This window comes from Leisingera aquaemixtae, assembly GCF_019801145.1.
GTDB classification, from domain to species: domain Bacteria; phylum Pseudomonadota; class Alphaproteobacteria; order Rhodobacterales; family Rhodobacteraceae; genus Leisingera; species Leisingera aquaemixtae_A.
Map to the genome: position 1 here is coordinate 1 of NZ_JAHVJQ010000001.1, position 19,983 is coordinate 19,983.

At 64.3% G+C, this 19,983-nt stretch carries 17 protein-coding genes; 7 read left to right on the plus strand and 10 right to left on the minus strand.

The features are described 5' to 3' along the window. Both KUW17_RS00005 and KUW17_RS00010 read left to right on the plus strand, forming a co-directional pair. Positions 1-159: NAD(P)(+) transhydrogenase (Re/Si-specific) subunit beta (locus KUW17_RS00005; RefSeq protein ID WP_222476249.1), on the plus strand; the 159-nt coding region annotated here is incomplete at its 5' end. A 189-nt stretch (positions 160-348) separates the two neighbouring features. Continuing rightward, complete coding sequence (locus KUW17_RS00010; protein WP_222475004.1) at positions 349-1,629, plus strand: DUF3422 family protein; 1,281 nt, start codon at positions 349-351, stop codon at positions 1,627-1,629. 72 nt (positions 1,630-1,701) lie between these two features. Here the strand turns inward: KUW17_RS00010 and KUW17_RS00015 are convergent, their stop codons facing one another. The 3 genes from KUW17_RS00015 to KUW17_RS00025 form a co-directional block, all read right to left on the minus strand. Continuing rightward, positions 1,702-2,673: an ABC transporter permease gene (locus KUW17_RS00015; protein WP_222475006.1), complete on the minus strand. Its 972-nt coding sequence runs from the start codon at positions 2,671-2,673 to the stop codon at positions 1,702-1,704. Next, the gene (locus KUW17_RS00020) at positions 2,666-3,673 is read right to left on the minus strand and encodes an ABC transporter permease (protein WP_222475008.1); all 1,008 of its coding nucleotides are present in this window, start codon (positions 3,671-3,673) and stop codon (positions 2,666-2,668) included. Before KUW17_RS00020 ends, KUW17_RS00015 begins: the two co-directional genes overlap by 8 nt. A 148-nt stretch (positions 3,674-3,821) precedes the next feature. Further along, positions 3,822-5,525 (minus strand): peptide ABC transporter substrate-binding protein, encoded by a 1,704-nt coding sequence (locus KUW17_RS00025; RefSeq protein WP_222475009.1) that lies wholly within the window; start codon positions 5,523-5,525, stop codon positions 3,822-3,824. 289 nt (positions 5,526-5,814) lie between these two features. Between KUW17_RS00025 and KUW17_RS00030 the strand changes: the two genes are divergently transcribed. The 4 genes from KUW17_RS00030 (at position 5,815) to KUW17_RS00045 (ending at position 11,419) form a co-directional block, all read left to right on the plus strand. Continuing rightward, a complete protein-coding gene (locus KUW17_RS00030) occupies positions 5,815-7,686 on the plus strand; it encodes an ABC transporter ATP-binding protein (protein WP_261396971.1) in 1,872 nt (623 codons plus the stop codon). Between the two features lie 2 nt (positions 7,687-7,688). Beyond that, entirely contained in the window at positions 7,689-8,870 is a 1,182-nt protein-coding gene (gene argE / locus KUW17_RS00035) for an acetylornithine deacetylase (RefSeq protein ID WP_222475011.1), read from the plus strand. Positions 8,871-9,054: 184 nt separating this feature from the next. Beyond that, positions 9,055-10,221, plus strand: a complete 1,167-nt coding sequence (locus KUW17_RS00040; RefSeq protein WP_222475012.1) for a M20 aminoacylase family protein — start codon at positions 9,055-9,057, stop codon at positions 10,219-10,221. A gap of 34 nt (positions 10,222-10,255) precedes the next feature. Beyond that, complete coding sequence (locus KUW17_RS00045) at positions 10,256-11,419, plus strand: M20 aminoacylase family protein (protein WP_222475013.1); 1,164 nt, start codon at positions 10,256-10,258, stop codon at positions 11,417-11,419. Between the two features lie 111 nt (positions 11,420-11,530). Here KUW17_RS00045 and KUW17_RS00050 read toward each other — a convergent pair whose 3' ends face one another. Genes KUW17_RS00050 through moaA form a run of 3 tightly spaced genes read right to left on the minus strand, consistent with a single transcriptional unit; the run spans position 11,531 to position 14,914 of the window. After that, entirely contained in the window at positions 11,531-12,589 is a 1,059-nt protein-coding gene (locus tag KUW17_RS00050) for a glycosyltransferase family 4 protein (protein WP_222475014.1), read from the minus strand. Beyond that, the gene (locus KUW17_RS00055) at positions 12,582-13,901 is read right to left on the minus strand and encodes a 3-deoxy-D-manno-octulosonic acid transferase (protein ID WP_222475016.1); all 1,320 of its coding nucleotides are present in this window, start codon (positions 13,899-13,901) and stop codon (positions 12,582-12,584) included. The genes KUW17_RS00050 and KUW17_RS00055 overlap by 8 nt, the downstream gene beginning before the upstream one ends. A gap of 2 nt (positions 13,902-13,903) precedes the next feature. Beyond that, complete coding sequence (gene moaA / locus KUW17_RS00060) at positions 13,904-14,914, minus strand: GTP 3',8-cyclase MoaA (protein WP_222475018.1); 1,011 nt, start codon at positions 14,912-14,914, stop codon at positions 13,904-13,906. 90 nt (positions 14,915-15,004) lie between these two features. Here moaA and KUW17_RS00065 point away from each other — a divergent pair, with 90 nt between their 5' ends. Next, a complete protein-coding gene (locus KUW17_RS00065) occupies positions 15,005-15,445 on the plus strand; it encodes a hypothetical protein (RefSeq protein WP_222475020.1) in 441 nt (146 codons plus the stop codon). Between the two features lie 87 nt (positions 15,446-15,532). On the opposite strand, the gene KUW17_RS00070 is transcribed toward KUW17_RS00065, so the two are convergent. The 4 genes from KUW17_RS00070 to glmU are packed head-to-tail and all read right to left on the minus strand — an operon-like array spanning position 15,533 to position 19,956. Then, positions 15,533-16,213 carry a DNA alkylation repair protein gene (locus KUW17_RS00070; RefSeq protein ID WP_222475022.1) on the minus strand — a complete coding sequence of 227 codons (681 nt, stop codon included), beginning with the start codon at positions 16,211-16,213 and terminating at the stop codon, positions 15,533-15,535. Positions 16,214-16,234: 21 nt separating this feature from the next. Next, positions 16,235-16,777, minus strand: coding sequence for a pyridoxamine 5'-phosphate oxidase family protein (locus KUW17_RS00075; protein WP_222475023.1), 543 nt, complete (start codon positions 16,775-16,777; stop codon positions 16,235-16,237). Positions 16,778-16,780: 3 nt separating this feature from the next. Continuing rightward, positions 16,781-18,601 carry a glutamine--fructose-6-phosphate transaminase (isomerizing) gene (glmS, locus tag KUW17_RS00080; protein WP_222475025.1) on the minus strand — a complete coding sequence of 607 codons (1,821 nt, stop codon included), beginning with the start codon at positions 18,599-18,601 and terminating at the stop codon, positions 16,781-16,783. After that, the gene (glmU, locus tag KUW17_RS00085; protein ID WP_222475027.1) at positions 18,601-19,956 is read right to left on the minus strand and encodes a bifunctional UDP-N-acetylglucosamine diphosphorylase/glucosamine-1-phosphate N-acetyltransferase GlmU; all 1,356 of its coding nucleotides are present in this window, start codon (positions 19,954-19,956) and stop codon (positions 18,601-18,603) included. Before glmU ends, glmS begins: the two co-directional genes overlap by 1 nt. Positions 19,957-19,983 lie beyond the last annotated feature (27 nt).

Sequence of the window (19,983 nt, forward strand, 5' to 3'; positions counted from 1 at the left end):
CTGGAGTGCTGGAAGGCGAAACAGGTGTTTGTCTCCAAGCGCGGCCAGGGCACGGGCTATTCCGGCATCGAGAACCCCCTGTTCTTCAAGGAAAACACCCGCATGTTCTACGGCGACGCGAAAGCCAGCCTCGATACGCTGCTGGGCCTGGTCCAGTAAGCGGATCCTCACACCAAGTGAAAAGGCGCTCCATCCGGGGCGCCTTTTTTGTTCCGGATCTTCTGTCAGGCCGGGCCGGTGCAGGGGCAATGTATACCGTTGCATTCCGGTAACGTGTTGAAATAAAACAATTCTGTACATGTTTCGATGGCCGCAGTATGGTCGCCGGCATTGCCCCGGAGACCAAGAATGCCCCCGATCCAGGATCACCCGCTGCGTTACCAGCTGACCAATGAGCTGCACGCCCGCCCGTTCCCGACCATGACCTGCCCCTGCACGGTGGTCTATCTGGCGGTGAAACAGCCGCAGGAGGCGGTGCACCGCGACCGCATGCAGGACATGCAGCATCTGATCCAGCTCCTGGACCGCCACGGCGCGCCGCACCCCCAGCCGGGGGCGACCCACCACACCGCGCAGATCGGGCGGCACATGGTCAAATGGGAGCAGCATACCGAGTTTGTCAGCTACACCGTCTATTACGACGGGGTGAGCGCGCGGGCCTTCGATCCGGCGGATTTCGACGTCTTCCCGGCCGACTGGCTGGCGGAGGCGCCGGGCCAGCGGATCACCTCGGCGCTGATCCGGGTGGTGCCGCGCACGGAGCCGGATCAGCTGAAGGCGGCTTTGCATGACTGGTTTGTACCGGAAAGCCTGGCGGTGTCGCAGGTGCTGGACGACAGCGCCGTGGTGGCCGGGGACTTCCGCATCGACCCGGCCGGCCACGTGCGCTTTGCCATTTTCCCGAACCCGGGCACCGGCAGCCAGCGGGTCGGCCGGGTGGTGCAGCGGCTGTGCGAGATCGAGACCTACCGGGCGATGTCGATGCTTGGTTTCTCCCGCGCCCGCGGGCTGACGCCGGTGATTGGGAAACTGGACACCCGCCTCAGCGAGATGATGGCGGAGATGACCACCGGCACCAAACCGGCCGAGGAGATCCTGACCCAACTGCTGGCGGTGTCGGCTGAGCTGGAGGCGAAGGCGGCGCAGTCCGCATTCCGCTTCGGGGCCACCGGCGCCTATGACGCGCTGGTCAGCCAGCGCATCAGCCTGTTGCGCGAGGAACGCCACGAGGGCTTCCAGACCTTTGCCGAATTCATGCTGCGCCGGTTTGAACCTGCCATGCGCACGGTGAACTCCACCGAGAAGCGGCTGGATACCCTCGCCAGCCGGGCGCGCCGGGCAGGGGAGCTGCTGCGGACGCGGGTGGATGTGGAGCGGTCGGCGCAGAACCAGGCGCTCCTGGCCAGCATGGACCGGCGCGCCGACATTGCGCTCAGGCTTCAGCACACGGTGGAAGGGCTGTCGGTGGTGGCCGTCAGCTATTACGCGGTGGCGCTGGTCTCCGACTTTCTGTTCCCGCTGGCCGAACGCTACGGGATGTCCCGGAAGGTGCTGATCGCCGCCGTTACCCTGCCGGTGATCGGGCTGGTCTGGCTGGGCATCCAGCGGATCCGGCGCAAGCTGCGCTGAGCCGCGCCGCGCAGGTGCAAAAGGAAAGGGCCGCCCGGCGGGGCGGCCCTTTATCGTTTCTGCGTGTTCCGCTCAGCGGCCCCGGATCCGCGGATCCAGCGCGTCGCGCAGGCCATCGCCCAGGTAGTTCACGCTCAGCACCGTCAGCGAGATCGCCATGCCGGGCCAGAACACCCGCTCAGGATACTGCTGCAGGTAATCGGTGGCATCGAACAGCAGCCGCCCCCAGGTCGGGAAATCCGGCGGGAAGCCGAGGCCGAGGAAGGAGAGCGACGACTCGGTGATGATCGCGGTGGCGATCCCCAGCGTGGCCGAGACCATGATCGGCGACAGCACGTTGGGCAGGATGTGCCTGGTGATCAGTTTCTGGTTGGTGGTGCCGATGGAACGCGCCGCCATCACGAACTCGCGCTCCTTCAGCGCCAGCACGTCGCCGCGCACGATCCGAGCGGTGGGCATCCAGCTGGTCACGCCGATGGAAATCACGATCAGGATGAAGATCCCCTGTTCCGGCCCGAAGGCGGCGTTCAGCGGCTCGCGGAACAGCAGCATCATCACCAGCAGCAGCGGCAAGAGCGGCAGCGCTAGGAACAGGTCGGTGAGGCGCATCAGCGGCCCGTCCAGCTTCTTGAAGAAGCCGGCCATCACCCCGATGAAGGAGCCGAGGAACAGTGCCAGCAGCATCGCCGTCAGGCCGACGGAGACCGAAGTCGCGCCGCCTGCCATCATCCGGGCCAGCATGTCGCGGCCCAGCTGGTCGGTGCCGAAGGGATGCGCCCAGCTGGGTCCCTGGTTGCGGGCGCGGATGTCGATCTTGGTGGCTTCCAGATCCCACACCAGCGGGCCGGCATAGACCGCCAGGATGATCAGCAGGAACAGCGCCCCGCCCATCAGCGCGCCGCGGTGGGATTTGAACTGGTCCCAGACGTCCAGCCACTGGCTGCGCGGCGGCTGGTGCAGCTCCTCCATCTGCCCGGCGGCGGGAACCGCGGTCGAGGCCGGAGCCATGCCTTCATCGGGCACAAAGCGTTCCTTGTCAGTCATAGCGGATCCTCGGGTCAAGAATGCCGTACAGCACGTCGGCGATCAGGTTGAACAGCACGATCAGCACCGCAAAGATGAAGGTGAGCGTCTGCACCATCGGCAGGTCGTTGGCCTGGATGGCGCCGATCAGCAGCTGGCCGATGCCGTTCACCTTAAACACCTGCTCAGTGATGATGGCGCCGCCGAAGATCGACGGGATGCCAAGCGCGATCACCGTGACCACCGGGATCATCGAGTTCCTGAGCACGTGCACCATCACCACCACATATTCGCTGAGGCCCTTGGCGCGGGCGGTGCGGACGTAATCCTGGTTCAGGTTGTCCAGCATCGAGGCGCGCATGAAGCGGGAGAGCTGGGCGGTGATCTGCAGCGCCAGCACCATCACCGGCATGATCATCTGCTTCAGCTGGTAGACAAAGGCGTCCCAGCTGTCGACCACATGGGTGGTGTCATAGATCGACGGGAACCAGCCCAGCTGCACCGAGAAGATCACGATGACCAGCACGCCCGAGAAGAACGGCGGCACCGAGAAGCCGACCATCGACACGAAGGTGCCCATCTGGTCGAACCAGCTGTACTGGCGGTAGGCGGAATAGATGCCGATCGGCAGCGCGATCAGGATGGCGACCACATAGGCGGTGCCGACCACCCACAGGGTCTGCGGAATGCGCTGGACCACGATGTCCATCACCGGCGAGCGGGTCTGCCAGGAGATCACCCGCAGCTGGCCTTCGGCGAGGCTGGTGCCGAAGATATTGTCGATCAGCACCTGCGGCTCGATCCAGAAGAACTGCACCAGCCATTTCCAGAACCGGATATGCATCGGCTCGCCCAGGCCCAGGGCCAGGCGCATCTTTTCTTTGACTTCGGCGGGGACGGTCAGGGGAACCTGCGCCATCGGGTCGCCGGGGGCGAGCTCCAGGAGCAGGAAGATCACGAGGCTGATGAACAGCAGTGTCGGAACTGCCAGGATCAGCCGCCGGATTGTAAAGGTCAGCATCTGCTAAGCGCCTTTGCAACTTGTATTGAAATCGGAACAGGCAGGGCGGGGGCCCCGCGTCCAGGCCATGCACAGCAGCCGGTGGCAGCCCCTGCAGATGGCAAGGGGCCCCGGCGTCGCGCCGGGGCCCCGGGGAAGCAAGCAGTGCTTACTTGATGCGGTACCAGTCGGCTGCGTTCCACAGCTCGCTGTCCCAGACGTTCAGGTCGACACCGCCCAGGGTATTGGAATGCGCCGACAGGCGGCCGCGGTGCACCAGCGGGATCATGCCGCCGTTTTCGACCATGATGTCGTTCAGGCGGCGGCCGATCTCGGCGCGCGCTTCCAGGCCGGCGGTCTTGGCCAGCTCGGCGTGCAGCTGGTCGAACTCCTCGTTGCAGAAGCGCGAGATGTTCTCACCCTGCCACTGGGATTCCGGCTTCGGCGCCTTGTCGCACAGGCCGTTGCCCAGGTAGGACTGCGGGTCGGTGCCGTCGAAGTTGTTGGCGTACATCTCGACGTCGGCATAGAAGCGCTGGAAGGTGTCGGGCGAGCCCGGGTCGCCGCCGAAGAAGACGGAGGCGTTGATGTTGCGCAGCTCGGTTTCGATGCCGATCTGGCTCCACCATTCCTTGATCAGCGCCTGGAAGTCCTGGCGGACGGCGTTGGTCGAGGTCTGGTACAGGATCTTCATCGGCTTGCCGTCCGGGGTCTCCCGCACGCCGTCGCCGTTGGTGTCCTTGTAGCCGGCTTCTTCCAGCATCGCCTTGGCGCCTTCGATGTCTTGGGTGGAGCAGTCAAAGGTGTCGGAGGCGAAGGCCGCAGGCGCGGGCACCCAGTTGCAGCTGACCTTGCCGGCCTTGCCATAGCCGATTTCCACCAGCAGCGGGCGGTCGATGGCCATCGACATTGCCTTGTAGACAGCCGGATCGGTCAGGAACGGGTGAGGATGCTTGGCGGTGGAGCGCTCGCCCTCCGGCAGCTCCGGCGACGGGTCGGTCTGGTTCAGCATGATGCGTTCCACCAGCGAGCCGAAGCCGGCAACCGGCGTGCCCTTGCCGCCTGCTTCCATCTGCGCGATCACTTCCGGCGCCAGCTGCAGGTTCCAGGCATAGTCGAACTCGCCGGTTTCCATCACCGCGCGCCCCGCAGCGGTTGCGTCACCACCGCCCTTGAACAGCACCTTGGCAAAGGCAGGCTTGGCCGGGTCGCGGTAGTTCTGGTTGGCGGACATGGTGATCACGTCGTTCGGCTTGAACTCATCCACCACAAACGGGCCGGTGCCGATCGGGCCAAAGTTGGCCTCGGTGCATTCCGGCGCCTTGGCGCCCATGCAGTTCTCGAACTGGGCCTTCTGCAGGATCGGGCTTTCGCCGCCGACAAACGGGCCATAGGGGAAGGGCGTCGGCTTGTCGAATGTGACCTTGACGGTCAGATCGTCCACCACCTCGACGCCTGTGACGCCCTGGAACTTGGTCAGCTGGGCGCAGCCGCCTTCGGGATGCATGCAGTAATCTGCGGTGAACTTCACGTCATGGGCGGTGAAGTCGGTGCCGTCGGACCATTTGATGCCCGGCGCGACCTTCCAGGTGATCGAGGTGAGGTCCTCGCTGACGCCGCCGTTTTCAACGGTCGGGATTTCCGACGCCAGATAGGGGATCATGTTGCCCTGCGGGTCGTAGCGCGCCAGCGGCTCGATCACCAGCGATGCCGACTGCACGTCCTTGGTGCCGCTCGACAGGAACGGGTTCAGGATCGACGGCGCCTGCCAGTAAATGATGTTGACCTGGCCGTCGGAGCCGCGCTCGGCAAAGGCCGCAGGCGCCAGCGAAGCCGTGGCAACAGCACCCATCAATAGGGATTTCAATTTCATCACACACTCCTTGTCGGACACGTTTTGTGTCTTTTTGTTGGCCGGGCCGGAAAAGGCCCGGAGGTTTGCCGCATTGCTGCGGAAGTGTTGCGTTGGGCTCTGCAAGCCCCGTTAAGCTGCTGAAAGCAAGCAGCTTTGACGGCGCCCCGGACGCACCGGCGCATGCCGCCTGCAGGCAACCACAGGGGTATCGAAAACCTTTTGCCGCGAAAATGCAAATTCCAATTTCGAAACGCTCATGCATAATTTGCATGAGCTTTTTTGTGCAAAGTAGAGTTTACTCCGAAACCTGAGGCCGCCTTTTCCGGCGGATCAGAGAAATAAAAACCAGGGAGCCGTCATGCTGGACAACGCCATTGCGTCCATAAGAAATCTGCGGGTGGAGTTTCAGACCAAGGACGGCCCGGTAGTCGGCGTCGAGAATGTCTCCTTTGACGTGAGCCCCGGCGAAACCGTTTGTATCGTTGGCGAATCCGGCTCCGGCAAATCGGTTTCCTCGCTGTCGCTGATGCGTCTGGTGGAGTTCGGCGGCGGCGAGATTGCCGGCGGCGAGCTGCTGTTCAACCGCCGCGAGGGCGGCGAGACCAATCTTGCGGACTCCGAACAGGAGATGATGAAGCAGATTCGCGGCAACGAGATCGGCATGATCTTCCAGGAGCCGATGACCGCGCTCAATCCGGTGTTCACCGTCGGCCGCCAGCTGACCGAGGGCCTGCGCATCCACAAAAAGATGTCGCAATCCCAGGCGGAGGAGCGGGCGCTGGAACTGTTGCGCCAGGTCCGCATTCCTGAACCGGAACGCCGCCTCAAGCAGTATCCGCACGAGCTGTCCGGCGGCATGCGCCAGCGGGTGGTGATCGCCATGGCGATGGCCTGCGAGCCGCGGCTTCTGATCGCGGATGAGCCCACAACCGCGCTGGACGTGACCATCCAGGCAGAGATCCTGGCGCTGATGGACCGGCTGAAGCGCGAGACCGGCACCGCGGTGATGTTCATCACCCACGACATGGCGGTGGTGGCCCAGATGGCCGACCGTGTTGTCGTCATGTTCCGCGGCAACAAGGTCGAGGAAGGCACCGTCGAGGAGATTTTCGAGAACCCCAAGCACGACTACACCAAGGCATTGCTGGCGGCGGTTCCGAAACTGGGCGAGATGCGCGGCAAACATTACCCCGAGCCGATGAAGCTGATGGGGGTTGAGGATCAGAAGATCGAGCCGATCAAGGGCACCGACGAGGTGCTTCTGGACGTGCAGAACCTGACCACCCGCTTCCCGGTCAAGGGCGGCCTCTTGCGCCGCACCATCTCCAACGTGCACGCGGTGGAGGACGTGTCCTTCAAGGTCTTCAAGGGCCAGACCCTGTCGCTGGTCGGGGAATCCGGCTGCGGCAAGTCTTCTGCCGGGCGCTCGATCCTGCGGCTGGTGGAGCCGCTGTCGGGCAAGGTGAACTTTGAAGGCCGCGATGTGCTGCAATTCAGCCCGTCCCAGATGCACAAGGCGCGCCAGGACATGCAGATGATCTTCCAGGATCCGTTTGCGTCCCTGAACCCGCAGATGCAGCTGATCGATCAGGTGGCGGAACCGATCCGGAACTACGGCCTGGCCTCGGGCTCCGAACTGCATGACCGGGTTGCCAGCCTGTTCGACCGCGTCCACCTGCCGCGCAGCTTCATGCGGCGCTACCCGCACGAGATGTCCGGCGGCCAGCGCCAGCGGATCGCCATCGCCCGCGCACTGGCTTTGAACCCCAAGCTGATCGTCGCGGACGAGGCGGTCTCGGCGCTCGATGTGTCGGTGCAGGCGCAGGTGCTGAACCTGATGATGGAACTGCAGGCGGAACTGGGCCTGTCGTTCCTGTTCATCAGCCATGACATGGCGGTGGTGGAGCGCGTCAGCCATCAGGTGGGCGTCATGTACCTGGGCCGCATCGTGGAAATCGGCCCCCGTGAACGTGTCTTCGAGAACCCGCTGCATGCCTATACCCAGGCGCTGATGAAGGCGGTGCCGATCGCCGACCCGCGCCAGCGCAAGTCCGAGAAGGAACTGAACTTCAAGCCGATCCCGTCGCCGATTCACGAGGTCGGCTATCAGCCGGAGCCGTCGGAGTATCTGGAACTGGAGCCCGGCCATTTCGTGCTGACCACCGACAGCGGCTACTGATCATGGCTGCCAGACTGACGCCGCTGGAGATCATGCAACAGCTGGTCTCCTTCCCGACCGTGAGCCGGGACACAAACCTGCCGCTGGTCGATTGGGTGCAGGAGTATCTGTCGTCCCACGGCATCGAAAGCCACCGCTGGGTGGATCCTGACCAGCCGCACAAGGCCGCGGTGTTTGCCCATGTCGGCCCGTGGGAAGAGGGCGCGGTAGTGCTGTCGGGCCATACCGATGTGGTGCCGGTGGACGGCCAGCCCTGGGACACCGATCCCTTCACGGTGGTGGAGAAGGACGGCAAATACTTCGGCCGCGGCACCTGTGACATGAAGGGCTTCGATGCCCTCGCGATTTGGGCCTTGGTCGAGGCGCATACCCAAGGTGTCGTACGCCCGCTGCAACTGGCGCTGAGTTTCGACGAGGAGATCGGCTGCACCGGTGCGCCGCCGATGATCGAGGCGATGCAGCCCCTTTTGCCCAAGGGGTCGGCGGTGATCGTCGGCGAACCGTCGATGATGCAAGCAGTGACCGGCCACAAGGGCGGCACCGGCTATGACACCCATGTGGTCGGGTTTGAAGTGCATTCCTCCCTCATGCACACCGGCGTCAGCGCCATCATGCAAGGGGTCAGGCTGATTGACTGGGCCAACCAGAAAAATGCCGAAAACATGGCCAAGGAGCCCGGCGAGGTGCAGGCGATGTTCACCCCGCCCTGGACAACCTGCCATGTCGGCATGATCGAAGGCGGCACCGCCCATAACATCACCGCCAAGGACTGCCGCTTCATGATGGATTTCCGGGTGGTGCCGGGAGAAAACCCCGGTGATTGGGAAGCCGCCTATCTCGCCAAGGTGCGCGAGGTAGAGGCGGAGATGCAGATGATCCATCCGGAAGCCCGCATTGATGTGTCCAAGCACTTCGACGTGCCCGGGCTGGTGCCGGAACAAAACGGCGAGGCCGAGGCGCTGGTGCGCCGGGTGACCGGCGACAACGGCTCCCATGTGGTCAGCTACGGCACTGAAGCGGGCCAGTTCCAGCAGGCGGGCTACTCTGCGGTGATCTGCGGCCCCGGCGACATTGCGCAGGCGCATCAGCCCAACGAATACATCACTGTTGCCCAGTTCGACGCGGGCCACGACTTCATGCGCAAGCTGGTGGAAAAGCTGAGCGGATATTTCCCTTTGCCTTGAAACCGCGCGCTTCGTGCTCAGATTGATGCCAAGGGGTGCATGGGCGGTGCACAGGGGGTGCACGCATGGTGTCGGCGCTCTGGCAGGCTCAGCCGCGTCCCCGTGGAACCAGATACTTGCGAAGCTAAGTTTTTTCGCGGACAGTTTGCCGCACAGGAACTGAAACAAAAAAGGGGAGGGGAATATGCCGGCCAAGAACCGCTTTGCCGAGATGCACCAGGAGATCACCGCCTGGCGCCATCACCTGCACGAGAACCCCGAACTGATGTACGAGGTGCACGAGACCGCTGCCTTTGTGGTGGAGCGGCTCAAGGAATTCGGCATCACCGATATCACCACCGGTGTCGGCCAGACCGGCGTGGTGGCGGTGATCGAGGGCAAAACCAACACCTCCGGCCGCGCCATCGGGCTGCGGGCCGACATGGACGCGCTGCCGATCCCCGAGGCTTCCGGCGTTGACTATGCCTCCAAGACGCCCGGCGTGATGCATGCCTGCGGTCACGACGGCCACACCTCGATCCTGCTTGGCGCTGCCAAGTACCTTGCAGAAACACGGAATTTTGACGGCAAGGTCGTTCTGATCTTCCAGCCGGCCGAGGAAGGCGGCGCCGGCGGCAAGGCGATGTGCGACGACGGGCTGATGGACCGCTGGGGCATCCAGGAGGTCTATGGCCTGCACAATATGCCGGGCCTGCCGGTGGGCGAATTTGCCATCCGTCCGGGCCCGTTGATGGCGTCCTCGGACGAATTCGTCATCACCGTCACCGGCAAGGGCGGCCACGCCGCCGCCCCGCATGAGGCGATCGACACGACGCTGGCAGCCTCGCAGATCGTGGTCTCGCTGCATTCCATCGTGTCGCGCAATGTGGATCCGGTTAAGCGCGTGGTGCTGACCGTCGGCACCTTTGAGACAGACAGCACGGCGTCGAACGTGATTGCCCATACCGCCAGGCTGCAAGGCACTGTGCGCACCCTGGATCCCGAGTACCGCACCCAGGCCGAGGACTGGGTGCGCCGGGTGGCTGAGAGCACCGCCGCGGCCTTTGGTGCCACGGCAGAGGTCGAGTGGCTTCCAGGCTACCCCGTTACAATCAATGATGAAAACGGCACTGCACATGCAGTGGAGGCGGCGCAGGCGGTCTCTGCCAAGGTCGATGCCGAGACCCCGCCGATCATGCCGTCCGAGGATTTCTCCTACATGCTGGAGCAGCGCCCCGGCGCCTATATCTTCCTCGGCAATGGCGACACCCAGATGTGCCACCACCCGGCCTATGTCTTTGACGACGAGGCGATCCCGCTGGGATGCAGCTGGTTTGCCGAGCTGGTGGAACGAAGAATGCCCGCGGCCTGAGGCTGCGGGGAACAGATAACCAAAGGAGTGAGAAATGCCGGTCAAGAACCGCTTTGCCGAACTGCAGGACGAAATCACCGCCTGGCGCCGTGACATCCACGAAAACCCGGAAATCCTGTTCGAAACCCACCGCACCAGCGCGCTGGTGGCGGAAAAGCTGCAGGAATTCGGCTGCGACGAGGTGGTGACCGGCATCGGCCGCACCGGTGTGGTTGGCGTGATCAAGGGCAAGGCGGACACCTCCGGTAAGGTCATCGGCCTGCGCGCCGACATGGATGCGCTGCCGATCCATGAGCAGACTGGTCTGGACTATGCCTCCAAGACCCCCGGCGCGATGCATGCCTGCGGCCATGACGGCCACACCGCGATGCTGCTGGGCGCCGCCAAGTACCTGTCGGAGACCCGCAATTTCGACGGCACCGTGGTGGTGATCTTCCAGCCCGCCGAAGAAGGCGGCGGCGGTGCCAAGGTGATGTGCGACGACGGCCTGATGGACCGCTGGGGCGTGCAGGAGGTTTACGGCCTGCACAACTGGCCGGGCCAGCCGCTGGGCTCCTTTGCAATCCGCCCGGGATCCTTCTTTGCCGCAACCGACCAGTTCGACATTACCTTCGAGGGCCGCGGCGGCCATGCGGCCAAACCGCATGAGACCATCGACACCACCGTTCTGGCCGCGCAAGCCGTGCTGGCGCTGCAGACCATCGCCTCGCGCAATGCCGACCCGGTGCACCAGATCGTGGTTTCGGTGACCTCTTTCGAGACGTCCTCCAAGGCGTTCAACGTGATCCCACAGAAGGTGCAGATCAAGGGCACCGTGCGCACCATGTCCAAGGAGATGCGCGACCTGGCGGAGAAGCGGATCAAAGAGATCTGCAATGGCATCGCTGCGACCTTTGGCGGCACCGCGGACATCACCTATCACCGCGGTTATCCGGTGATGGTGAACCACGAGGAGCAGACCGAGTTTGCCGCCAAGGTGGCCGCCAGCGTGTCCGGCAGCTGCGGGGATGCGCCGCTGGTGATGGGCGGCGAGGATTTCGCCTTTATGCTGGAGGAGCGCCCCGGCGCCTATATCCTGATGGGCAACGGCGACACCGCGATGGTGCATCACCCGGAGTACAACTTCAACGACGAGGCCATTCCCGCGGGCTGCAGCTGGTGGGCGGAGATCGTCGAGCAGCGGATGCCTGCGGCCTGAATGATATCGGGGAGGGGGCTGTCTGCCCCCTCTTGCGCCTGCGGCACAATTCACCCCCGAGGATATTTCCGGCCAGATGAAGAGGGATCAGGTTTTGCGCCGCGGCAGGCGTCAGTGCTCCAGCAATTCGCGGTAGATGGCGACCAGGGTCTCGGCCTCTTTCTCCAGCGCGAAATTGGTCATGGCGTGTTTGCGGGCGGCCTCTGACCATTGCGCCAGCCGGCCTTCGGTGGACATCACCTCATTGATCGCATCCACCATTTGGCCGGTTTTGCCCGGATCGATCAGCAGGCCGGTCTCATGCGGTGCAATCAGCTCTTCGAAGGCGCCGACACGGGTGGCCACGGCCGGCACGCCGCAAGACATCGCTTCGAGCGGGGTGAGGCCGAAACCCTCCCAGCGCTGCGGGGCAACGTAAAGATCCAGTGCCTGGTACCAGCGGGAAACCTCCCAGACCGGCACCTCCGGCGGGAACAGCAGACGGTCCGACAGGCCCGCGGCTTCAACCTTGGCGCGCAGGCCCTTCTCAAACGCCACATGTTTTTCCGTCGCGCGGCCCATCACGACGCCAGCCGCTTGCGGATGCGCCTTCAGCACCTCCAGCATCGCGTCGACAAAAACGTCGGTGCCCTTCTGCGCCCGGATGCGGCCGTAGCAGCCGATCAAGATCGCATCCTCCGGCAGGCCCAGCTCGCGCCGCAGCGCCGCCTTGTCGGCAGGCGGGGAGAACTCTTCGGTGTTGATCCCGTGGTGCACCACCTGCGCAGGTTTCTCAAGGTAGGCCGCGCCCTTGGCCGAGGTGGCGATCACCCGGTCCATCTGCGAGATCAGCCATTTGGTATAGCCGGAGTGATGGCGCTGCGACGCGGAGGTGAACAACAGCTTCAGCCGCTTGCCCAAGAGGTATTTCAGCGCCAGCCCGCCCAGCATTTCCACGTTGCGCCGGGCGTGCCAGACGCGGGCGCCTGCGGGGCCGTTGCGGCCCATCAGGATAAGCTGGGAGGCCGACAGATGCGGCATGTCCCCCGGCAGGCCGCTGCCCGCAGTGGCGATGGCGATATGCTGCCGTTGCAGCGGCACCAGCCGCACGATGGTGGAGGTGACGCCGGACAGGCGGCGCTTGAAGTTCGGCGCGATAACCTCGACCGTGCTGGCGTCCACTTCAGCCATCCTGGCCTCCTTTGCGGGGCAGAAGCGCCAGCAGGGCGTCCACCGTCTTGTCCAATTGATCCGACTGCCGCGAGATGAACGCCTTGGCGGCATCGCGGGCGGCCTGGAAGACCGCGGGCTTTTCAAGCCATTTCGAGACCTGCTCCGCCAGTTCCGCCGCAGCAGATTGTACTTCCACCGCGGCGCCAAGAGCGGTCAGCTCGGCATAGGTCTCGGCGAAATTGTAGTGCCCGGTGCCGGTGATCACCGCGGCGCCTGCCTGCATGGGTTCAAACGGGTTGTGGCCGCCGATCTCGCGCAAGGAGCCGCCCAGGAACACCAGCGGGGACAGCGCGTACCAGGTGCCGACCTCGCCCAGGGTGTCGGCCAGATAGACCTGGGTTTGGGTGCCGGGCAGCACGCCTTTGCTGCGCCGCGCGCAGCTGAGACCTGCGTCCTTGACCAGTGCTTCAACCGCATCGCCGCGTTCCGGATGGCGGGGAGCGAGCAGCAGGCAGAGGTCCGGGTGCTGCTTCAGCAGCGTCTTGTGGGCCTCCAGCACGGTTTCCTCCTCGCCCTCGTGGGTGGAGGAAGCGACCCAGACGGGGCGCTCGCCGATGCTGGTGCGCGCCTTGGCGAGGGCATCCTGATCGACCGGCAGCGGTGCGGAGACGGCCTTGAGGTTGCTGCCGGGCCGGATGCGCTCCGGTGCGGCCCCCATCGCCTGCAGGTTGGCAGCGGTTTTCTGGTTCTGGGTGACCAGCAGGGTAAACTGGTCAAGGATGAACTGCGCGGTGGCCGGGCGTTTTGTCCAGCCCGCCACAGATTTGTCCGAAAGACGCGCGTTCAGCAGCACCAGGGGGCAGCCCATCTTGCGGGCGCGCACCAGCATCTGCGGCCACAGCTCGCTTTCCACGAACACTCCCAGATCGGGCTGCCAATGGGCGAGGAAGCGGTCCACGGCGGCAGCGGTGTCCAGCGGCGGGAACTGGTGGCGGCAGCGCGGCGGCATCCGTTTGGCAATCAGCTCAGCCGAGGTGGGCGTGCCGGAGGTAATCAGAAATTCCGCATCCGGCGCCTGTTCGCCCATGCGGGCAATCAGGGTCAGCACCGACAGGCTTTCGCCGACAGAGGCGGCGTGGAACCAGATCAGCCGCCCGGCGGGGCGGGGCAGGGAGGCGTGGCCGAGGCGTTCGCGCACCCGTTCTTCCGGCAGGCCGTAATCGCGCAGCTTGCCTGCGACCTTGCGCCAGGCAAAGGGGGCAATCAGCGCGCTGGCGCCGCAGTAAAGGGAATAGAGCAGCGTCCTGCGCGCTGGAGCGGTCCCGGACATAGTTAGCCGCCGGTGTGGCTCATGTGGCGGGACATCTGGCCGCCGGCCTCCTGCCGGGAGTAGTCGAAATCATGGCCGCGGGGCTTGTCGCCGATGGCGGCGCGGATCGCGGCCTCCAGCACGCCGGTGCCTTCCTCGTTGGCGCGCAGGGGCGCCCGCAGGTCGGCTTTGCCTTCCTGGCCGAGGCAGGTGTAGATTTCGCCGGTGCAGGTCACCCGCACCCGGTTGCAGCTTTCGCAGAAATTATGGGAGAGCGGCGTGATGAAACCGATCTTCTGGCCGGTTTCCTCCAGCCGCACATAACGCGCCGGGCCGCCGGTGCGCTCGGCCAGATCGGTGACGGTGTAGTGGCTTTCGTATTCCTTGCGAACGTCCTTCAGCGACCAGTACTGGCCGATGCGCTCCATGGCACCGATATCCTCGCCCATCGGCATCACTTCGATCCAGGTGAGGTCAAGGCCGCGTCCGGCGCACCATTCGGTGATGCGGGGCAGTTCCTCTTCGTTGAAGCCCTTGAGCGCAACCGCGTTGATCTTGACCTTGAGGCCCGCCTTCTGCGCCGCATCGATGCCCTTCATCACCTGCGGCAGGCGGCCCCAGCGGGTGACATCGGCAAACTTCTGTTCGTCCAGCGTGTCGAGCGAGATATTCACCCGGCGCACCCCGGCGGCGTAGAGGTCATCGGCGTATTTCATCAGCTGCGAGCCATTGGTGGTCAGCGTCAGTTCCCGCAGCGCACCGGTTTCCAGATGGCGGCTCATTGCGTTGAAGAAGGTCATGATGCCGCGCCGCACCAGCGGCTCGCCGCCGGTGATCCGCAGCTTCTCGACGCCCAGCCGTATGAAGGTGGAGCACAGCCGGTCCAGTTCCTCCAGTGTCAGCAGATCTTTCTTGGGCAGAAAGGTCATGTTTTCCGACATGCAATAAACGCAGCGGAAGTCGCAGCGGTCGGTGACCGAGACACGCAGGTAAGTGATTGCGCGGGCGAAGGGATCGATAAGCGGAGCCGTCATGCCTCCTAGGTAAAGCGGGGCACCGCCCGCGGCAAGGGGGGACAGCTTTTGTGACTGGCAAAGAGTTTCGCGGCTGGCTAGGGTTTGCCCATGCGTATGACAGTCATTTCCCTTGCTTCAATTTCCTTGCTGGCCGCCTGCAACGGCATCCAGCTGAATTCCTCCATTCTGAACGGATCCGGCGGGCCGGTTGCGGCTGAGCCGCAGGACCCGGTGCTGCAGCCCGCGCCGGGCGTTGATGTGACAGCGGCTGAACCGCTGGCGCCATCGGCGCCGTCCTTCCGGGGTTCTGCGTCTACTGTGGCCTCGCTGGGCGATCCCTCGCTGCCGGGCATGTGGATGGAAACACCGCTGGTGGCGGCAGAGCAGCAGGCTCTGATCCGGTCCAGCCGCAATACCCAGGCCGTGGTCACACTGAAGCCCATACCGGGCGAGGCCACGGGCGGCAGCCGCCTGTCAATTGACGCCATGCGGGCGCTGGGCCTGCCGCTGACGGAGCTGGCCGAGGTGCAGGTGCTGCCTGCGGGCTGAGCGGTTGTTTGAAGCCGGGGCAGCGCCTGCCCGCTTGGGGCGTTCGCGTGCGCTGCCCGGCGGGTGCCGGGCGGGCCAATGGCAGGCCTAAGCGTCTTTCAAATACTTCGCCGCTTCCTTGCGGGCAAACCCCTTCATGGAACCGCCATGTTCCGTCAGAAACGCGCGGGTGCGGTCCGCGTCGTGCTTGCTGAGGTCGCGCAGCCACCAGGCGACGGCCTTTTGCATGAACCAGTCACGGTCGGGCACATAAGCTGCAGCCCAGCCCAGAATGCGCTCGCGGGCCGCGCTGTCGGCGGGCTTCAGATTGTTCATCTTGGCCCAGGGCAGGGTTGCCACCAGTGCCGCGCGGCGGGTCCACATGTGGTCCGATTGCGACCAGGCTTCCACCGTGTCCAGCCGGGAAGGGTCCGCCAGCAGGCGTTTTGAAATGGCAGAGCAGGCATGATCGGCAATGGCCCAGCTGTCGAACTGGGGCACCCAGGATTGCAGCAGCTCCCAGACCGCCTGGTCCTCCTTGATCCGCGCCTGGGTCAGCAGCTTGCCTGCGGCAATGCGGGCCTCGAAGATATCGCTGTCCCACAGGGCGCGGGCCAGATCCACGCGCTCCGTCACGCTTAGGGACTGACGCCAGGACTTTGTCAGGTCGTTGGTGGCCGGGTTCGGCACCCCCAGCACTTCGCGTGTCTGCTTGTGATAGGCAGCCATCTGCTCTGCCCGGCCGGGTTCGGCCTGGGCTTTCAGCGCATCAAGATAGGTTTCGAGCATGTCGATCCTTGGCTTGGGACGTCACACCGGCACGCCGGTCGGCTTGCCGTCAATGGTGGATTGGTTCTTTTCCGCCCAGTAGGCGCGGATGTCCGCGTCCGACTTGCCGTCGACCCATTTCTGCATGGTGTCGCGGTCGGACTGGTATTCCATGAAGGGCACCGCATAACCGCAGGAGGTCTGCACCAGATCGACCGAAACATCAAAGATTTGCCGGGCGCTGCGGTGGGCGGGGAACAGGGCGGCCAAATCCGCCCAGCCTTCAACGCCGGCATGCAGCACCTTGGCGGTGCCATAGGCGCGCAGGATTTGCGGGCGGGTGGTGAAAGAGCACCACATCAGGGTAATGCGGTTCACCTCCAGCAGGTGGCCCGCGGTTTCATTGCCGCTGCCGGTCAGGTTCATCCAGACGATCCGGTCCGGCCCCAGCACCCGCAGCGAGTCCATCCCTTTGGGGGAGATGTTCACACGGCCCTCCGGCCCGGCGGAGCCGGTGAAGAACATGTGCTGCTCTTCAATGAACTTGCGGTGCGCCTCTTCGATCTGCGGGAACTGCTTGGACATGGCTCACTCCACTGTCACCGATTTCGCCAGGTTGCGCGGCTGGTCCACATCAGTGCCTTTGGCGACTGCGGTGTGATAGGCCAAGAGCTGTGCCGGGATCGCGTAGAGGATCGGCGACAGCGCTTCCTTGATGCGGGGCATCCGGATCGCGCACCAGACGTCGTCGCCGGCCTCGTCGATGCCATCCTGGTCGGAGATCATCAGCACCTTGCCCTTGCGGGCCAGGACTTCCTGCATGTTGGAGACGGATTTGTCGAACAGCGTGTCCTTGGGTGACAGCACCACCACCGGCATGTTCTTGTCAATCAGCGCGATGGGGCCGTGCTTCAGCTCTCCGCTCGCATAAGCCTCGGCATGGATGTAGCTGATTTCCTTGAGCTTAAGCGCACCTTCCAGCGCCAGCGGGAACATCAGGCCGCGGCCCAGGAACAGCACGTCGCGGGCCTCGCTCACCTTCAGGGCAGCCTGGCGGATCGCCTCGTTCTGCTCCAGTGCGGCAGACATCACATTGGGCAGACCGCGGATCGCGGTGGCGTAGTCCGCCATTTCCTCGGGCGAAAGGTGGCCGCGGTCGCAGGCTGCCTTGAGCGCCAGCGACAAGAGAACCGTCAGCTGGCAGGTGAATGCCTTGGTGGAGGCCACGCCGATTTCCGGCCCTGCAAAGATCGGCAGCGCCAGGTCGCTTTCCCGCGCGATGGAGCTTTCGGGGACGTTCACCACCGACAGGATCTTGTCCGCCTTCTCCTGGCAGTAGCGCAGCGCCGCCAGGGTGTCGGCGGTCTCGCCCGACTGGGAGACAAACAGCGCGAGCGTATTGCCCGGGATCGGCGGCTCGCGGTAGCGGAACTCCGAGGCGATATCGACTTCGACCGGCATCCTGGCGATTTGCTCGAACCAGTATTTCGCAGTGACGCAGGCGTAATAGGCAGTGCCGCAGGCGACCATGGTCAGCCGCTCGACATTGGAGAAATCCACCTCTCCGGGCAGGCGCACCGCGTCTTCTTCGACCGGCAGATAATGGCGGATGGCCTCAGCGATCACATGCGGCTGCTCGGCAATTTCCTTGGCCATGAAGTGCTTGTGGCCGCCCTTGTCGACCTGGGTGGCGTCGATTTGGATGGTCTTGGTTTCGCGGTTCACCAGCTCGCCGTTTGCGCCGCGGATCTCGGCACCCGCGCGGGTGACAACCGCGCGGTCGCCTTCCTCCAAATAGGTGATCCGGTCGGTCAGCGGCGCCAGCGCGATGGCGTCGGAGCCCACGAACATCTCGCCGTCGCCGTGGCCGATCGCCAGCGGCGAGCCCTTGCGGGCGGCAATGATCAGGTCTTCCTCGCCATCAAACAGGAAGGCCAGCGCAAAGGCGCCCTCCAGCTGGTCCAGCGTCTTGAAGGCGGCATCCACCGGAGAGTGGCCCTCTTTCAGATAGCGTTCCGTCATCAGGGCAACGGTTTCGGTGTCGGTCTCGGTGCGGAACTCCATGCCGCAGTTCAGAAGCTCTGCGCGCAATTCCTTGTAGTTTTCGATGATGCCGTTGTGCACCACCGCGACGGCACCGGCGCGGTGCGGATGGGCGTTGCTGACAGAGGGCGCGCCATGGGTGGCCCAGCGGGTGTGGCCGATGCCGGCCTTGCCGGCCAGCGGCTCATGCACCAGGAGATCGCTGAGGTTCACCAGCTTGCCCACCGCGCGGCGGCGGCGCAGGGCGCCATTGTTCACGGTGGCAATGCCTGCGCTGTCATAGCCGCGGTATTCCAGCCGTTTCAGCGCCTCGACCAGGATAGGTGCGGCTTCGTGATTACCCAGAACACCGACAATTCCGCACATCACTTAGTCCCCTTTTTCAGGCGGGCCTTCTTGGCGCGCAGCATGTCCATCAGCTTGCGCGCATGGCCCGGTTTGTTGGTCTGTCCGGCCCGGCCGATGGCCAGATCGCCGTCTTCGACATTCTTTGTCACCACCGTGCCGGACGCCGTCATCGACTCGCTGCCCACGCGGACCGGGGCCACCAGCATGGTGTTCGAGCCGATGAAGGCGCGCGCTCCGATCTCGGTGCGGTGCTTCAGAACCCCGTCATAGTTGCAGGTAATTGTGCCTGCGCCAATATTCGCGGCCTCGCCGACAAAGGCATCGCCGATATAGCTAAGGTGGTTCACCTTGGCGCCTTCGGCAATCTCAGAGTTTTTGATTTCCACGAAATTGCCGATGCGGGTGTTTTCGGCCAGCTCGGCGCCTGGGCGCAGGCGGGCAAAAGGCCCCACCTGGGCGCCTCGGCTGATATGGCAGCCCTCCATATACGAAAACGACCGGATCAGCGCGCCGCTTTCCACCGTTACGCCCGGGCCGAACACCACATTCGGCTCAATCACCGTGTCTCTGCCAATGACGGTGTCAAAAGCCAGGTAGACGGTTTCCGGCACCATCAGGGTAACGCCAAGTTCCATCAGTTCCGCCCGCGCCCGCGCCTGGAACAGTGCATCCGCCTGCGCCAGCTCAGCCCGCGAGTTGACGCCCAGCGTCTCTGCCTCGTCGCAGTAAACGGCGGTCACCTTGAAGTCCTCATGCCGGGCCAGTTCCACGAGATCGGTCAGGTAGTATTCGCCGGAGGCGTTTTCATTGCCGACCTTGGCAATCAGATCGAAGACCACGCTGGCCTTGCCTGCCATCAGGCCGGAATTGCAAAAGGTAATGGCGCGTTCGGCTTCGCTGGCGTCCTTGAATTCGACAATCCGCTCCAGGCTGTCGCCGTCCATCACCAGGCGGCCGTAGCGGCCCGGGTCGGCGGCCTGAAACCCCAGAATGACCAGATCGGCGCGCTGGCGGGCGTCGACCATCCGTTCCAATGTCCCGGCGCTGACGAAAGGCGTGTCACCATAAAGGACAATCACATCACCCGCGAACCCTTCCAGCGCGGCGCGGGCCTGATCAACCGCATGGGCGGTGCCAAGCTGTTCCTCCTGCAGCACAACTTCGGCGGTCTCGTCGAGTCCGGCCACGGCTTCGCGCACTGCCTCGGCCCCGTGGCCTGCCACGATGATGGTGCGCTCCGGCTCCAGCGCACGGCCTGCGGCCATCGCATGCTCCAGCATCGGCGCATAGGCGATCGGGTGCAGCACTTTGGGGAGGTCGGAGTTCATCCGCGTGCCTTTTCCGGCCGCCAGGATGACAAGGGCAATGCTCATAATCGCTTTTCTCTTTGTCTTTTTAGC

Bases quoted from the DNA above. Each gene is read 5' to 3' on its own strand.
- KUW17_RS00010 (WP_222475004.1), top strand. From the start codon at position 349: ATGCCCCCGATCCAGGATCACCCGCTGCGTTACCAGCTGACCAATGAG.
- KUW17_RS00015 (WP_222475006.1), bottom strand. From the start codon at position 2,673: ATGACTGACAAGGAACGCTTTGTGCCCGATGAAGGCATGGCTCCGGCC.
- KUW17_RS00020 (WP_222475008.1), bottom strand. From the start codon at position 3,673: ATGCTGACCTTTACAATCCGGCGGCTGATCCTGGCAGTTCCGACACTG.
- KUW17_RS00025 (WP_222475009.1), bottom strand. From the start codon at position 5,525: ATGAAATTGAAATCCCTATTGATGGGTGCTGTTGCCACGGCTTCGCTG.
- argE (WP_222475011.1), top strand. From the start codon at position 7,689: ATGGCTGCCAGACTGACGCCGCTGGAGATCATGCAACAGCTGGTCTCC.
- KUW17_RS00040 (WP_222475012.1), top strand. From the start codon at position 9,055: ATGCCGGCCAAGAACCGCTTTGCCGAGATGCACCAGGAGATCACCGCC.
- KUW17_RS00045 (WP_222475013.1), top strand. From the start codon at position 10,256: ATGCCGGTCAAGAACCGCTTTGCCGAACTGCAGGACGAAATCACCGCC.
- KUW17_RS00050 (WP_222475014.1), bottom strand. From the start codon at position 12,589: ATGGCTGAAGTGGACGCCAGCACGGTCGAGGTTATCGCGCCGAACTTC.
- KUW17_RS00055 (WP_222475016.1), bottom strand. From the start codon at position 13,901: ATGTCCGGGACCGCTCCAGCGCGCAGGACGCTGCTCTATTCCCTTTAC.
- moaA (WP_222475018.1), bottom strand. From the start codon at position 14,914: ATGACGGCTCCGCTTATCGATCCCTTCGCCCGCGCAATCACTTACCTG.
- KUW17_RS00065 (WP_222475020.1), top strand. From the start codon at position 15,005: ATGCGTATGACAGTCATTTCCCTTGCTTCAATTTCCTTGCTGGCCGCC.
- KUW17_RS00070 (WP_222475022.1), bottom strand. From the start codon at position 16,213: ATGCTCGAAACCTATCTTGATGCGCTGAAAGCCCAGGCCGAACCCGGC.
- KUW17_RS00075 (WP_222475023.1), bottom strand. From the start codon at position 16,777: ATGTCCAAGCAGTTCCCGCAGATCGAAGAGGCGCACCGCAAGTTCATT.
- glmS (WP_222475025.1), bottom strand. From the start codon at position 18,601: ATGTGCGGAATTGTCGGTGTTCTGGGTAATCACGAAGCCGCACCTATC.
- glmU (WP_222475027.1), bottom strand. From the start codon at position 19,956: ATGAGCATTGCCCTTGTCATCCTGGCGGCCGGAAAAGGCACGCGGATG.